The organism is Mesorhizobium ventifaucium, from assembly GCF_935822925.1.
Taxonomy (GTDB): Bacteria; Pseudomonadota; Alphaproteobacteria; order Rhizobiales; family Rhizobiaceae; genus Mesorhizobium; species Mesorhizobium ventifaucium.
This window is the reverse complement of the sequence record NZ_CAKXZS010000004.1, coordinates 69,852-83,718: the sequence shown is the minus strand read 5'-3', so window position 1 is coordinate 83,718 and position 13,867 is coordinate 69,852. Positions and strand designations below refer to the sequence as shown.

14 protein-coding genes are annotated in these 13,867 nt (G+C 61.9%); 10 read left to right on the top strand and 4 right to left on the bottom strand.

Going from position 1 to position 13,867, the window contains the following annotated elements:
• Positions 1–149: 149 nt before the first annotated feature.
• Complete coding sequence (locus tag NMG70_RS04045; protein WP_254023337.1) at positions 150–368, bottom strand: hypothetical protein; 219 nt, start codon at positions 366–368, stop codon at positions 150–152.
• A 160-nt stretch (positions 369–528) separates the two neighbouring features.
• On the opposite strand from NMG70_RS04045, the gene NMG70_RS04040 reads away from it, so the two are divergent.
• Entirely contained in the window at positions 529–768 is a 240-nt protein-coding gene (locus tag NMG70_RS04040) for a hypothetical protein (RefSeq protein WP_254023336.1), read from the top strand.
• A 30-nt stretch (positions 769–798) separates the two neighbouring features.
• Here NMG70_RS04040 and NMG70_RS04035 read toward each other — a convergent pair whose 3' ends face one another.
• Both NMG70_RS04035 and NMG70_RS04030 read right to left on the bottom strand, forming a co-directional pair.
• Positions 799–1,158: a response regulator gene (locus NMG70_RS04035; protein ID WP_254023335.1), complete on the bottom strand. Its 360-nt coding sequence runs from the start codon at positions 1,156–1,158 to the stop codon at positions 799–801.
• Entirely contained in the window at positions 1,155–4,253 is a 3,099-nt protein-coding gene (locus NMG70_RS04030) for a CheR family methyltransferase (protein ID WP_254023334.1), read from the bottom strand. Before NMG70_RS04030 ends, NMG70_RS04035 begins: the two co-directional genes overlap by 4 nt.
• A 142-nt stretch (positions 4,254–4,395) precedes the next feature.
• On the opposite strand from NMG70_RS04030, the gene NMG70_RS04025 reads away from it, so the two are divergent.
• Entirely contained in the window at positions 4,396–4,593 is a 198-nt protein-coding gene (locus tag NMG70_RS04025; protein WP_254023333.1) for a hypothetical protein, read from the top strand.
• Position 4,594: 1 nt separating this feature from the next.
• Positions 4,595–5,191: a response regulator gene (locus NMG70_RS04020; protein ID WP_254023332.1), complete on the top strand. Its 597-nt coding sequence runs from the start codon at positions 4,595–4,597 to the stop codon at positions 5,189–5,191.
• Between the two features lie 208 nt (positions 5,192–5,399).
• On the opposite strand, the gene NMG70_RS04015 is transcribed toward NMG70_RS04020, so the two are convergent.
• Entirely contained in the window at positions 5,400–5,672 is a 273-nt protein-coding gene (locus tag NMG70_RS04015) for a hypothetical protein (RefSeq protein WP_254016548.1), read from the bottom strand.
• 299 nt (positions 5,673–5,971) lie between these two features.
• On the opposite strand from NMG70_RS04015, the gene NMG70_RS04010 reads away from it, so the two are divergent.
• Genes NMG70_RS04010 through NMG70_RS03980 form a run of 7 tightly spaced genes read left to right on the top strand, consistent with a single transcriptional unit; the run spans position 5,972 to position 13,846 of the window.
• Positions 5,972–7,078, top strand: a complete 1,107-nt coding sequence (locus tag NMG70_RS04010; protein WP_254023331.1) for an NAD-dependent epimerase/dehydratase family protein — start codon at positions 5,972–5,974, stop codon at positions 7,076–7,078.
• Positions 7,075–8,142 carry an NAD-dependent epimerase/dehydratase family protein gene (locus NMG70_RS04005; RefSeq protein WP_254023330.1) on the top strand — a complete coding sequence of 356 codons (1,068 nt, stop codon included), beginning with the start codon at positions 7,075–7,077 and terminating at the stop codon, positions 8,140–8,142. Before NMG70_RS04010 ends, NMG70_RS04005 begins: the two co-directional genes overlap by 4 nt.
• Positions 8,139–9,431 (top strand): TIGR04295 family B12-binding domain-containing radical SAM protein, encoded by a 1,293-nt coding sequence (locus NMG70_RS04000; RefSeq protein ID WP_254023329.1) that lies wholly within the window; start codon positions 8,139–8,141, stop codon positions 9,429–9,431. Before NMG70_RS04005 ends, NMG70_RS04000 begins: the two co-directional genes overlap by 4 nt.
• A 23-nt stretch (positions 9,432–9,454) precedes the next feature.
• Positions 9,455–10,516 (top strand): glycosyltransferase family 4 protein, encoded by a 1,062-nt coding sequence (locus NMG70_RS03995; protein ID WP_254023328.1) that lies wholly within the window; start codon positions 9,455–9,457, stop codon positions 10,514–10,516.
• Between the two features lie 2 nt (positions 10,517–10,518).
• Complete coding sequence (locus NMG70_RS03990) at positions 10,519–11,649, top strand: CgeB family protein (RefSeq protein WP_254023327.1); 1,131 nt, start codon at positions 10,519–10,521, stop codon at positions 11,647–11,649.
• Complete coding sequence (locus tag NMG70_RS03985; protein ID WP_254023326.1) at positions 11,646–12,740, top strand: CgeB family protein; 1,095 nt, start codon at positions 11,646–11,648, stop codon at positions 12,738–12,740. Before NMG70_RS03990 ends, NMG70_RS03985 begins: the two co-directional genes overlap by 4 nt.
• Positions 12,737–13,846, top strand: coding sequence for a CgeB family protein (locus tag NMG70_RS03980; RefSeq protein ID WP_254023325.1), 1,110 nt, complete (start codon positions 12,737–12,739; stop codon positions 13,844–13,846). Before NMG70_RS03985 ends, NMG70_RS03980 begins: the two co-directional genes overlap by 4 nt.
• Positions 13,847–13,867 lie beyond the last annotated feature (21 nt).

The following is a 13,867-nucleotide window of genomic DNA, read 5'->3' as shown; positions in this document are numbered from 1 at the left end:
GGAGCCAACAGCCACCGTAAGTCCGACATCACCAGAATACCGAAACAGCCGTTGGTCCCGGCGTCGCGCAAGGCCATCCAGCTCGTCGCAATGCGCTCCCCCGGTTTGTATCTCTGCCCCGGCCTCCATTCCTGCCCGAAGGATCGCGGTTATTGCTGATCCGGCATCTCGGTATTCTCTTTGGGGTTCTTTTCGATGCCCGCGGCAGGCGAGGTGTCGGCCGGGGCGTTCCCACCCTGGTTTTGCTCAGGGGCTCTTTCGAGTGGCGAGTTGCGCCAGCCCATATCGGCATACAAAAAGCCAATGAGAAAGCCGACGATAATGATCGCTGCTATCACCAGCGAAAGTATAGCGTTACGTCGCTCCATGTCCGGCTCCTTCCTGCGAGCCGAACAGCCAGTATCGAAAATGGTTCCCATCCAGCGTCAGGTCGTGGAACTTCGCACCGTGCCGGCGGTTTGACACGTACACGCTGTGAGCGGTGAACGAAGCCATCCGTTCTATCCGTCGCAGCAGGAAGGAGACACCATGGCCAACAAGAACACCACATCGAAGCCGGCAGTCCGGCAGGCAAATGCCGACGGCCTGCGACGTCCAAGGCGGGACGCCAACGATACGGATGCCGGAGCGAGACCGCCGACGCCGAAAACCGCGGGTACATCGAAGCCCTCGACCGCTCCGCTGGACAATCCGGTGGCGAACCGCAATGCCGGTCGGCCGCGCCAGCAAGGCACGACGCCACGGCCGACCGATAAGCCGCTGGACTGAAGGGCGATGGCAGCGGCTGCCGAAAACAAGCTAGGACGTCGGGACCAATTCAGCCAAGGCACTCAGAATGGCCGCCTGATCTGCCGGCTTGCGAACAAATCTAGAGTTGGCGAGCGCGGATGGAACATCGCGCGGCCCAAATCCGGACAGACACGCGAACGGAATGCGCCGGGCTTGCAATTCTTCTGCGATCGCCAGGCTCGTTTCGCCATACAGTTGAACATCCAGCAGCGCCACGTCGACAGGATTTTCGCCGATGAGGCGAAGGGCCACCGCCACCGAAGGGGCCGGGCCGATTACCTCATGTCCCGAAGCGCGCAGGCAAGCAGCGATGTCCTCGGCGATGAGCCATTCATCCTCGACCACCAGAATGCGCAGCGGGTCGGTCACGGCGTCTCCTTGCGCATCATCGGGAATGTGATCTGGACCTCAAGACCGTCACGATTGAACGTGGTCTCGACGTTTCCGCCAAGCCGGTAGCCGATCTCACCCTGCAGCAGGGAAAGTCCGAAGCCGCTAACTTGCGGCTTTCTGACCGGCGGCCCGTGCCTCTCGCGCCAGGCGAGCGTGAAAACATTGCCCTCGCCAGACCATTTCAGAGCGACCCTGCCCTCGGGCTTCGACAGCGCGCCATATTTGGCGGCGTTGGTCGCCAGTTCATGAATGGCCATGCTAAGGGAAAGGCCCTGTTGCGGGCTAAGCTTCACTTCAGCGCCGTCAAGTTCGAACCGGTCAATGTTGAAAGGCTCGAGCTCCTGATGCAGAAGTTCGTTGATGGAAGCTTCTTTCCAGCGTTCCTTCGACAGCAGACCGTAAGCCCGCGACATGGCGTGTAGGCGACCAATCAGCGCTTCGGCGAACTCTTCCTTCGATTCCGAACTTTCACGGGTGCGGTTGGCGATGCTGGCGACCACCGCCAGCATGTTCTTGACGCGGTGGTTCAGCTCCGAAATGAGCACCCGGTTTTGCTGTTCCGTCTCGGCCAAGGTGGTGACGTCGACCAGCGTGACCACGACGCCCTGGATCCTGCTGTCCTTGTCGCGATACGGATTGATGCGAACCATATAAAACCGGCCCCGGTCGTCGCGCGCCAGATGATGGTTAAGGGTCTCTCCGGTTTCGAAGACGGCATCGATATGCTGTTTCAGCTCGGGATAGTCGAGCTGGCTCGAAAGCTCGGTCAGCGGCCGGCCGACGTCGGAGGGACGCAGGCTGAAGAAAGACGAGGCCGCCGGAGTAAAGGTCCGCACCACCAGATTGCGGTCGAGAAAAATGGTTGCGATCTGCGTGCTTTCGAACAGATTGCGCAAATCGCTGTTGGCGCGGTCGAGCTCTTCTATCTTGCTGGTCAGCTCCGAATTGATCGTGTTGAGCTCCTCGTTGAGCGACTGCATCTCCTCCTTCGAGGCCTCAAGCTCCTCATTGGTCGACTGCGCCTCCTCGTTGACGGAGACGAGTTCCTCGTTCGACGATTTCAGCTCTTCCAGCGCCGTTTCGTACTCCTCGATCGTCGACTGCAGTCGCTCCCGGGTTTCGCGCAGTTCCCGCTCGAGATCAGCAGCGCCTTCGCCATCACGGTTTTCGCCCCTCACATCCGACCGCGGCTGCACCGGCCCCGATGGTTCGAACAGGACAAGGTAAAGTTGTTCGCCCTTGCCGCGTTCAGCCAAGGGCTCGACAATGAGTTTGATCGACTGCGCCTGTTCGTCGTCCTCATCGACGACGACATTTTCCCGCACGATGCTGCGGCGCGTCGTGGTGGCTTCCCGCAACCCCGCGCGCAGGTCGAGCCTTAGCCCGGAGCGGGCCAAAGTCAGCACCTGTCGACTCGGAATGCCTTGCGGCGCTTCGAGATATCTGCCGGTCCGCGCCGAATAGTAGACGACGTCACCATCGCCATTCACCACAACATGCGGCGGCGCGAAACGCTCCAGAACTTGTGCCTCGACCGCCTGCCGAAGCGGGTAGCTGGCGGTTGCCTTCTTCGGCCCCGTGCCTTCGGGCAGGAAGGCACCCGAATGGCCATCGCCGATCAGCATCGGCAGTCTAATGTGTGGCGAGGCATGTTCGCGCGCTTGAAAAATGCGCTGCTTCTTGTCGACAGTGGCGAAGAGGTCGTCGTGCTTGCCGACGCTTTCGGACGTGCCGAGGAAAAGATAACCGCCCGGCTTCAGCGCGTAATGGAAGATCGGAATGACCCGGTTCTGGATGTTCGAGCCGAAATAGATCAGCAGGTTGCGGCATGAAACCATGTCCATGCGTGAAAACGGCGGGTCGCGGACGACGCTGTGAGGGGAAAAGACGCACAGCTCCCGGACCTCGTTGGCAAGCACGTAGCTCTCGCCGTCGCTGCTAAAAAAACGCTGCTTGCGTTCGGGCGAAACCCCCTGCAGCAATGCCGCCGGGTAACGCGCCGCGCGCGCCACCGCAAGTGCAGGGTCATCGATATCAGTCGCAAATATCTGGACGCGTGGCACAACCGAAAGCATCTCCATGTGTTCGCGCAACAGCATGCCGATGGAGAACACCTCCTCGCCGGTGGCGCAGCCAGGCACCCAGATCCTGACGGCGTCGCTGGCGGTCTTGCCCTGGAACAGCTGTGGTATGATCTTGTCCTCGAGCAGCTTGAACGCATCGGGATCACGGAAGAAATTAGTGACGTTGATCAGCAGATCGCGGAAGAGGTCCATCACCTCGCGAGGGTCTTTCTTCAGCCACTCGACATAGGCTGCAATCGAATGAAGCTGCGCGATCTGCATGCGCCGCTTTATACGCCGCAGGAATGTCTTGGTCTTGTAGCCGGAGAAATCGTGGCCGGATTGGCCCTGCAGAATGCCGTAGATCTCGTCGCGGAGCCGACCCAGTTCTGCCGTCTCGTGCTCGCCGTCTCCGGCAACGCCGTTCAGCATATCGAAGCTGCGGGCGAACCCCTCGAGCTTCGCACCGATGTCCTGCGCGGGCGCCGCAATATCGATCAGCCCGCTGGAGATCGCACTTTTCGGCATGTCCGGATTGCGCGGACCGTAGCCGTCGGGAGCCTGGGCGACCGTAAGTCCGCCACGCTCCTTGATCGCCTTCGCGCCAAGCGTGCCGTCGGAATCGCCGCCCGACAAAATGATGCCAACGGCATATTCGCCCTGATCCTCGGCCAACGCGCTAAAGAAGATATCGATCGGCTTACGCTCGCGGCTGAGCACGTTGGATTGCCGCAGGTGCAGCACTCCCCCCTCAATCGTGAGAACGACGTTTTGCGGCATCACATAGACGTGGTCGGACAGGACAGTGGTGCCGTCCTCGACGACGACAACCGGTAGTTGCGTGTAACGTCCGACGACCTCATGAAGCAGGCTTTCGCGCCCGGGACTGAGATGAGTGACGATGACGAATGCCATGCCGGGCCGGCCGGTGATGCCTTTGAACAGACCCTCCATTGCGGGAATGCCGCCGGCTGACGCGCCGACGCCCACAATGGGAAATCTCTTCATCTGGGATGTCACCGCAAACCCCTGGGTAATCGACCCAAAACCCACGACTGGGCTGAACGCAACGCCCAGCATATAACGTGCAAGAGGGCCGGAACAAGTCCGTGCAGACGGCGTTAAGGTCCGGAATTGTTGTGGAACTCCAATGTCAAAACGCACACCTGACCTAAAGCTGACAAAACGAGCGTTGTTGCGCTTCGAGGATTTGCTGAGTTTGCCGGGAAACGAATCCATTCCGCCACGTATGCTGGTTTTGGCGAAACGATTGCAGGCAGCCTTGCAGGAAGGTTCTGAACAGGCCCGTGCGGACAATTGGAAATCCCGCTCGAAGAAAGGACGATGAGGTGCGCGATCTCCGAGGGGTGCGCATACTGATCGTCGAAGACGATTGGATATTGGCCGGCGATCTTGCAAGATATTTCGGCAATATGGGCGCGGTCGTCCTCGGCCCTGCGGCGACAGTCGAACACGCCTCTATGCATACCGAGGTGGCTGAGGCCGCGATCCTCGACGTCAATCTCAACGGCCGGCGGGTGTTTCCGATCGCAGACGAACTGATGCGCCGCGGCGTTCCCTTCGTCTTTTTCAGCGGTGACGAGGACATCGTCATTCCCGAACGTCTCCGCCACGCCAGCAATCTTCGGAAGTCGTCGGATAGCTACGCCGTCTTTGATGCCTTGTTCCCTCCGGAAAAATCCGCCTTGGCGGGTAGCCCTCCCGTGAACTTGTCGGACAACGTCTTCTCACTTCTGCCGAAGCTCAGGCTCGCGGCGCGTCTGCTTCTGGGCGACGTTGGTGCTTCCGATCGGCTGGTCGAACGAACGCTGGAGCGCGCCATCGGCGAGATCGACAGGAGGCGGGCCGGGGTATCGACCGAAGACTGGCTGAACGGCATCATGCGAAACATTGCCGGATCGGGCGGAACGAGCCTGTTGCACTAAGGCTGTGCCGTTCCGCAACCGCCGCGTGTTCAACCTGTGATTGTTTCCAAATCCGGACTATTTGGCCAAGTCCGAACTATCTGGAAAGGCCGGTTGGTTTTTCCAACAGTCCGAAAAGTAGGCAAAAACTGCGACCTATAGTGACGTTCTCTGTCAGAACGCGAGGCCTGCTTAAAAACTGCCCGTCGCCGCTGACATAGCAGCCTCCTCAGCCATTCTGGTTGCGGTCGACGAACTTGTTGAACCGGCTGGTTTTGCCGCCGCCGGTTTCGTCCTGGTAGAGGAAGGCCAGATCGTTCTCGTCGAAAATCCGGAAGAACTCATCCCATTCAATGGGCTCGAGCTTCTCCTCGGGCTCGCCAAAATCGATCCGCAAGATGCCGCCCTCGCCCTTGGTTCGTACAACCGCAGGTTGGCCACCACGATCTTCGGCCCATTGGCGGATCTCGTCATGATTGGTGGTTGTTTTCGATTCAGACATTGAAATCTCCCTTTGATCCAGGCTTTGCATGCGGCGTGTGAGGCTCATGATCAGGTCTGGCTTGCTACGCGATACCGTTTCGATCACAGCCAGCTGCCCAACCACTCCTTGCGCCCACGGACCGGATGAGCGCCCTAACCCCAAAGAAGCTGCAATGTTCCAGCGCAGGGCCCAAGGCTCGTCCGCTACGTGTTCACCTCGGTTTGCGGCCTCCCCAAAACCATCTTTGTTGAAGCAGAGGGAACAAACCTTTTGCCAAACAGTTCGGGGCGCCAAGGCCAACTGCGTAAGGAGTTGTCGTGAAACGCATACTGGTTACAGGAGGGTGCGGTTTCATCGGCCGCCACGTCGTCCAGGAACTCGTTGAACATGGTTATGCCGTCTGCATTCTCGATGCGCTGCTGGAACAGGTGCACGGCAGCGAGGCGATCACCCTGCCGGCAGGAGCCGACCTGATCAAAGGCGACGTTCGCGATCGCGACGCCGTCGCTGAGGCGCTCCAGGGCGTCGACGCCGCTATCCATCTCGCCGCCGAGGTCGGCGTCGGCCAGTCCATGTACGAGATCGCCCGCTATGTCGGCGCGAACGACCTCGGCACCGCCACCCTGCTCGAGGCACTGATCAAACATCCGGTCGAGCGGATCGTCGTCGCTTCGTCGATGAGCGTCTACGGCGAGGGTCTCTACGCCACGCCAGGCGGTCGGCGCGTCGACAATGCACGGAGGCAGGCCAACGACGTCAAGAGCGGCCAATGGAATCCGCTGTCGGCGGCGGATGAAAGCCTGTCGCCCCTGCCGACTGACGAGGAAAAGCCGGTCGATCTCGCTTCGATCTATGCGCTGACGAAATATGCCCAGGAGCGCGCCGTGCTGATCTTCGGCGATGCCTATGGCGTCGACGCGGTGGCGCTGCGCCTGTTCAACGTCTTCGGCGCCGGACAGGCGCTGTCAAACCCTTACACCGGCGTTCTGGCGAATTTCGCTTCACGCCTCGCCAATGGACAGCGGCCGATGATTTTCGAAGATGGCGAGCAGAAACGCGACTTCGTGCATGTGCGCGACGTCGCCCGCGCCTTCCGCCTGGCGCTGGAACAACGCCAGGCGCGCGGCCACGTCATCAACATCGGCAGCGGACGTGCCTATGCGATCAGCGAGGTCGCCCGGCTGCTCGCCGACGCTATGGGTGTGCCGGACCATCGGCCTGATATCCTCGGCAAGGCGCGCGCCGGCGATATCCGCAATTGCTTCGCCGATATCTCGAAAGCGCGCGAACTGCTCGGTTTCGAGCCGCAGCACCGGCTGGAGGATTCACTCGACGAGTTCGTCGCATGGGTGCGCAACACGGTCGCCATCGACCGCGGCGCCGACATGAAACGGGAACTCGAAGAGCGAGGACTGGTATCATGAGGCCGGACGGTTTTCGTGAAGCGCCGGTTGCCATCATCGGCGGCAGCGGCTTCATCGGCTCGAACCTCGCCGACAGCCTGTTGTCGGATGGGGTGCCGGTGCTGGTCATCGACAATCTCAGCCGCCCGGGCGTCGATCAGAACCTAGCCTGGCTGGCGCAGAAGCACGGCAATCAACTTGCCGTGGAAACCGTTGATGTCCGGGATGGAGACGTGCTGGCGCCGCTTTTGGCGTATTCCAAGGCGATATTCCATCTCGCCGCGCAGACCGCCGTTACCACGAGCCTCGTCCAGCCAAGCGAAGATTTCGACATCAATCTTCGCGGAACCTTCAACGTCCTGGAAGCGGCCCGCCGCAGCGGCCGACGCATTCCCGTGATCTTCGCCAGCACGAACAAGGTCTATGGCGGCCTGCCCGACGTCACAGTGCGCGAAGAGGACGATCGGTGCGTGCCCTGCGATGCCAGCATCCGCGCCAACGGCATAGACGAGACCTGCGGTCTGGATTTCTGCACCCCCTATGGCTGCTCCAAAGGCGCGGCCGACCAATATGTGCTCGATTATGCCAAGTCGTACGATCTGCCGACCGCGGTCCTGCGCATGAGCTGCATCTACGGGCCGCGCCAGTTCGGCACGGAGGACCAGGGCTGGGTCGCCCATTTTCTGCTCAGCGCGCTTTCCGGCCGGCCGATCACGATCTATGGCAACGGCAAGCAGGTGCGCGATATTCTTCATGTCTCCGACGCCGTTGCGGCCTATCGCGGAGTACTTGCCAGGATCGACGACATCCGGGGCCAAGCATTCAATCTCGGCGGCGGACCGGGCAACGCCGTCAGCCTGCGCATGCTGATCGAGGAGATCGGCGAGCTGACCGGGCGGACGCTCTCGATCCGCTACGACCGGGAACGCACCGGCGACCAACCTTTCTTTGTCGCCGACACCCGCAAGATAGAAGCGACGCTCGGCTGGAAAGCGCATGTCTCCTGGCGCGACGGCGTCCGCGATCTCGCCGACTGGCTCCAGCGTCATCGCCTCGAGCCTGAACCAGCGAGGTACGTGGCATGAAAGTCGCCCTGGTCAATCCGTTCTGGACTTATGAGGACAGCATCTATTTCGGCTGCCGCCAGCCGCATCTGCCGCTGGAACTGGGCTACTCGAAAGCCTTGCTGGAGGCCGACGGCCATCAGGTGCTGATGCTGGACGGGCAAATCCAGAAGCTGGACAACCCAGCACTTGCCGATCGCGTAGCCGCCTTCTCACCAGCCATGACCGTCGTCAGCACGGCGCCGACCTATTTGTTCTGGCGCTGCGCGCCGCCCGAGCTGCGCGTGCCCGCCGACTTCCTCAACCGCCTCGCCGTGCGCGGCGGCCGCACGGTGGCTGTCGGACCGCACGGCTCGGCGACGCCGGCCCCAACACTGCGCAAGCTGGGGGTCGATGTCGTCGTGCGCGGCGAATGCGAAGAGGTCGTCGCCGAACTCGCCCGCCGTGACGATTGGAGAGCCGTGCCTCACACCGCTCATCTCTACGAGGGAAAACTTGTCGGCAATGGCGGCGTCCACGCCAGTTCGTTTGTTGATCATCCGCCGCTCAACTGGCCGTCCGATTGGATTGCCGCGCATTCGCACCATCACCATAGGTTCGACGACGATCAGGTGGGTTTCGGAGCGGAAGTCGAGGCGTCCCGCGGCTGCCCCTACAATTGCAGCTTCTGCGCCAAGATCGATTTCCGCGACGCCTACCGCCGCAGGAACCACGATGCGATCATCGCGGAAATCGATCGGCTGATCGGGCAAGGCGTCGGCTACATCTACTTTATCGACGAGATCTTCCTGCCGCAGAAGGCGCTGCTGGAGGCACTGGTCGTTCGCGACGTCAAATTCGGCGTGCAGACCAGGATCGATCTTTGGAAACCGGAGCTCCTGGAACTGCTGGGTGCCGCCGGCTGCGTTTCGATTGAAGCCGGCCTTGAAAGCCTGACGGTGGAAGGCCGGGCCATGCTGGCAAAGCGTTGCCGGCTGGGCACGGAGGAACTGGCCGCTTTGCTGGTCAATGCACGACGTCACATTCCGTTCGTCCAGGCCAATCTGATCGGGGTCGTCGAGGACGATCCCGCTCTGGTCGATTATTGGCGCAAGCACCTCATCGATCGCGGCGTGTGGGCCAACGAGCCGGTGCCGCTCTATCCCTACCCCAGTTCGCCCAGCTATCGCGAGCTTTGGGGCGAGCCCGACGATCTCGCCTGGGAGCGCGCCCACGAGCATTACCTGGCCTCGTTCCGGACGTTCAGCGACATCCAGGAGAAGCGTCCGCGTGCGCTGGCCGAGTTGGAGGCGACATGTTGCAGTCACTGATCCGCCCCCCGCGGCGAATCCTGATGACCGTCGATGCCGTCGGCGGCGTCTGGCGCTACGCGCTTGATCTGGCGCGGGAGTTGGCTCGCGGCGGCGACAGGATCGTGCTCGCCGGGTTAGGCCCGGAACCATCCGAGGAGCAGGCGAAGGAGGCACAGGCCTTCGCGGCCTTGGCGTGGCTCAAGACACTGCCGGACTGGATGACCCGCAATGAGGGCGATCTGGAAAGATTGCCGCAGGAATTGCGCGCACTTGTTCGCGATTACGCGATCGACCTCGTCCATCTCAATGCGCCGACGCAGGCCGTGGGACTTGATGTGCCTTGCCCGGTCGTGGCGGTCTCGCATTCATGCGTTGTGACCTGGCTCCACGCCGTCAGGGGACAGGCTGCGGACGGCGAATGGAGCTGGCAGAAGGACCGCAACAGACGCGGTTTCGATCGGGCAAATGCGGTAATCGCGCCCAGCCGCAGCCATGCCGACATGCTCGAGGCCTGCTACGGGCCGATCGCCCGCCTGAGCGTAGTCAGCAACGGCACACGGCCGGGTCCAAAGGCAGAGAGGCGCGAACCAGTGGTCCTCGCCGCCGCGCGCTGGTGGGACGAAGGAAAGAACGCAGCTACGCTGGACCAGGCAGCAGCGCTGACGAAATGGCCGGTCTTTGCTGCCGGGCCGATCGAGGGCGCCGATGGCCAAAGCGCCAATTTCAGCAACGTCGTTCCTCTGGGCTCTGTCTGCCACGATGAGGTGCGTCGGTTGATGGCGCGGGCCGGCATCTTCGTATCGCCGTCCGTCTATGAACCCTTTGGCCTTGCCGCACTGGAGGCAGCGACGTCAGCAACACCTTTGGTGCTTGCCGACATCTCGACCTATCGCGAATTGTGGAATGGCGCGGCTATGTTCTACGACGTCCATGATCCACGCGATCTCGCCAGATGTGTCGATTGTCTCTCTGACGACGCCCAGTATAGGCGCCGGCTCGGCGAAGCCGCCGCACGCCGAGCGCGCAAATTTTCACCAGCAAGGCAAGCGGCGGCCATGCACGACATCTACGATCGGGCCGCCCTGGCCGTTGCGGAACGCTGACAATGCGGTTCCTGTTCTATAGCCATTCGGTCGTTTCCGACTGGAACCACGGCAACGCACATTTCCTGCGCGGCATCATGCGGGAACTGGTTGCACGTGGGCACCAGGCGATCGCGCTGGAGCCAGCAGACGGCTGGAGCCGTTCGAACCTGCTGGCAGAGAAAGGGCCATTCGCGGTCGAGCGCTTCAGAAAGGATTTTCCGGAGCTGATGTCAGTGACCTACGACGCCTCCTTCGACCATGAAGGCTGGATTGACGACGCCGATGTGGTGATCGTCCACGAATGGACTGACCCGGACGTTGTCGAGCGGATCGGCAGGGCAAAGGCGAATGGAGGGGGCTTCACGCTTCTGTTCCATGACACCCACCATCGCGCCGTCTCGGCGACGCAGGCGATCTCGGCTCTGCGGCTGGAGCATTATGATGGCGTGCTCGCCTTCGGCGAGGCGTTGCGGGAAAGCTATCTTCGCGCCGGCTGGGGCAAACGTGCTTTCACCTGGCACGAGGCGGCGGATGAGCGCCTGTTCAAGCCGCACCCGGAGATCGACCCGACAGCCGACCTGATCTGGATCGGCAACTGGGGCGATGACGAGCGCAGTGCCGAAATCAAGGAATTCCTGATCGATCCGGTGGAAGAACTTGGCCTGGGCGGCACTGTTCATGGCGTGCGCTATCCACGCGAAGCGCTCGACGATCTTGCCGCCGCCGGCCTGGGTTACGAAGGCTGGATTGCCAATGCCGACGTGCCCAAGGCATTCGCGGCACACCGCGTTACCGTCCACATCCCGCGGCGCCCGTATTGGGAGAGTCTACCCGGCATCCCGACGATCCGCATGTTCGAGGCGCTCGCCTGTGGCATCCCGCTCGTGTCGGCGCCCTGGGCCGATGTCGAGCAACTCTTCAGGCCAGGCATCGACTTTCTTTTCGCGCGCGACGGATCCGAGATGTGCCGTCATCTTCGCGACGTGCTGGACGATGCTGACCTGGCCTCCTCTCTGGTGAAATCCGGCCTCGAAACCATCCGGACGCGACATACTTGCCGGCACCGGGCGGACGAGCTGTTCGACGTGCTCGCCGAATGCGGCAACCGCCAAGCCATCGATCGCATCGCCATAGAGGAGACAGTCGCATGAAGATTGCGTTTTATGGATCGAGCCTGCTGTCGTCCTATTGGAACGGCGCGGCGACCTATTACCGCGGATTGCTGAAGGCTCTTTCTCAGCTCGGCTACGAGATCACTTTCTATGAACCGGACGTCTACGACAGGCAGAAGAACCGCGATATCGAGGCACCGGACTGGTGCAACGTCGTCATCTACGAGGCGACCCCGCATGCGCTGATGCAGGTGGCAGCAAGCGCAGGCGAAGCCGACATCGTCGTCAAGGCGAGCGGAGTAGGCTTCGAGGACGACGCGCTGTTGCGCGCCGTGCTCGACCACGCCCGTACGGATGCGCTGACAGTGTTCTGGGATGTCGACGCACCGGCCACTCTGGGCCAATTGCGCGACGAGCCGGATCACCCCCTGCACCGCGCGTTGCGGGAAATCGACCTTGTTCTCACCTATGGCGGCGGCGATCCGGTTGTCTGGGCCTATCGTGCGCTGGGGGCTGCCGAATGCGTGCCGATCTACAATGCGCTCGATCCCGAAACGCACCATCCGGTCGCGAAGGACAAGCGTTTCGCTTGCGATCTCGCCTTTCTCGGCAACCGTCTGCCGGACCGCGAGGCACGCGTCGAAGCTTTCTTCCTCGATCCGGCCAGCCGTTCGGGTGATCAGCGTTTCCTGCTCGGCGGATCGGGTTGGGGTGACAAGCAGCTTCCGGCAAATGTCGCATGGCTCGGCCACGTCGGGACGCGCGACCACAATGCGTTCAATGTCACCCCCAAGGCGGTGCTGAACATCAGCCGCGACAGCATGGCCGCCAACGGCTTTTCGCCTGCCACGCGCGTCTTCGAGGCTGCGGGTGCCGGCGCATGCCTCATCACCGACGCCTGGCTCGGCGTTGAATTGTTCCTGGCCCCCGGGGAAGAGATCCTGGTGGCGCGCGATGGCAATGATGTCGCCGAAATCATGCGGACCCTTACACCCCAGCGGGCAAGGGCGATCGGCGCATCTGCGCTTCGGCGTGTTCTCGCCGAGCATACCTATGCGTTAAGGGCAGCTGTGGCCGACGCTGTCTTCAGGCGTCATTTCGAGCGCCCCACCGTGGAGGCAGCCGAATGACCAAGCGGCTCGATATCGTCTTTCTTGGCCTGTCTTTGTCCTCTTCATGGGGAAACGGTCACGCCACGACCTTTCGCGGGTTGCTCAAGGGCCTGCACCAGCTCGGCCATCGCATCACCTTCCTCGAACGCGACGTGCCATGGTACGCAAGCCATCGCGATCTGCGCGACCCGGATTTCTGCACATTGCGCTACTACGAAACGACGAACGATCTTCGTCGGACCTATGCCGGCTATCTGCAGCAGGCCGATGTCGTGGTGGTCGGGTCCTTCGTTCCGGAGGGGCGAGCGGTCATCGACATCGTCGCCTCCCTGTGCACGGGCCAGTTCTGCTTCTACGACATCGACACGCCGGTCACGCTGGCAAAGCTCGCCGCCGATGATTGCGACTACATATGCCGACGGCAAATTCCGTATTTCGATGTCTATTTCTCATTCACCGGCGGGCCAACGCTCGCCCGTTTGGCGGCGGACTTCGGTGCACGGCGCGCCGAGCCGCTCTACTGCTCGGTCGACCCGGAGCGGCATCGCCGAACGGCCGATCCAATCTGCTGGGACCTTGGCTATCTCGGAACTTACAGCTCGGACCGGCAGGCGACGCTGGATGCTCTCCTGCTCGAACCGGCAAGACGCATGCCGGACCGTCGCTTCGTCGTGGCCGGCTCGCAATTCCCGTCCGAGACCGTCTGGCCAAGCAACGTCGATCGCATCGAGCACTTGCCGCCGGCGGACCACGCCTCGTTCTACAGCCGCCAGCGCTATACGTTGAATGTCACGCGCAGCTCCATGATAGCGGCTGGGTGGTCTCCCAGCGTACGCCTCTTCGAGGCGGCTGCCTGTGGCACGGCGATCATCAGCGATCGCTGGACCGGTCTGGATAGCTTCTTTCCGACAGCCACGATCAACACGGCCGGCCAAGCCGAAGACGTGATCGATATCCTGTCCAGCCAATCCGACCGCGTCAGGCTGGCTATGGCCAGGCGAGCGCGTGCAACGATCCTGGCGGCACATACGAGCGCCGCGAGAGCCCGCGAATTCGTTTCGCTGCTGGCGCGGCCAAGATCGGCACGTCCAGCTCTCGATCTGGGCGTCGAAAGTGCAGCATGACTGGCAGACAGGAGAAAATAG

Bases quoted from the DNA above. Each gene is read 5' to 3' on its own strand.
- NMG70_RS04040 (WP_254023336.1), top strand. From the start codon at position 529: ATGGCCAACAAGAACACCACATCGAAGCCGGCAGTCCGGCAGGCAAAT.
- NMG70_RS03985 (WP_254023326.1), top strand. From the start codon at position 11,646: ATGAAGATTGCGTTTTATGGATCGAGCCTGCTGTCGTCCTATTGGAAC.
- NMG70_RS03980 (WP_254023325.1), top strand. From the start codon at position 12,737: ATGACCAAGCGGCTCGATATCGTCTTTCTTGGCCTGTCTTTGTCCTCT.
- NMG70_RS03990 (WP_254023327.1), top strand. From the start codon at position 10,519: ATGCGGTTCCTGTTCTATAGCCATTCGGTCGTTTCCGACTGGAACCAC.
- NMG70_RS04000 (WP_254023329.1), top strand. From the start codon at position 8,139: ATGAAAGTCGCCCTGGTCAATCCGTTCTGGACTTATGAGGACAGCATC.
- NMG70_RS04005 (WP_254023330.1), top strand. From the start codon at position 7,075: ATGAGGCCGGACGGTTTTCGTGAAGCGCCGGTTGCCATCATCGGCGGC.
- NMG70_RS04030 (WP_254023334.1), bottom strand. From the start codon at position 4,253: ATGAAGAGATTTCCCATTGTGGGCGTCGGCGCGTCAGCCGGCGGCATT.
- NMG70_RS04045 (WP_254023337.1), bottom strand. From the start codon at position 368: ATGGAGCGACGTAACGCTATACTTTCGCTGGTGATAGCAGCGATCATT.
- NMG70_RS04025 (WP_254023333.1), top strand. From the start codon at position 4,396: ATGTCAAAACGCACACCTGACCTAAAGCTGACAAAACGAGCGTTGTTG.
- NMG70_RS04015 (WP_254016548.1), bottom strand. From the start codon at position 5,672: ATGTCTGAATCGAAAACAACCACCAATCATGACGAGATCCGCCAATGG.
- NMG70_RS03995 (WP_254023328.1), top strand. From the start codon at position 9,455: ATGACCGTCGATGCCGTCGGCGGCGTCTGGCGCTACGCGCTTGATCTG.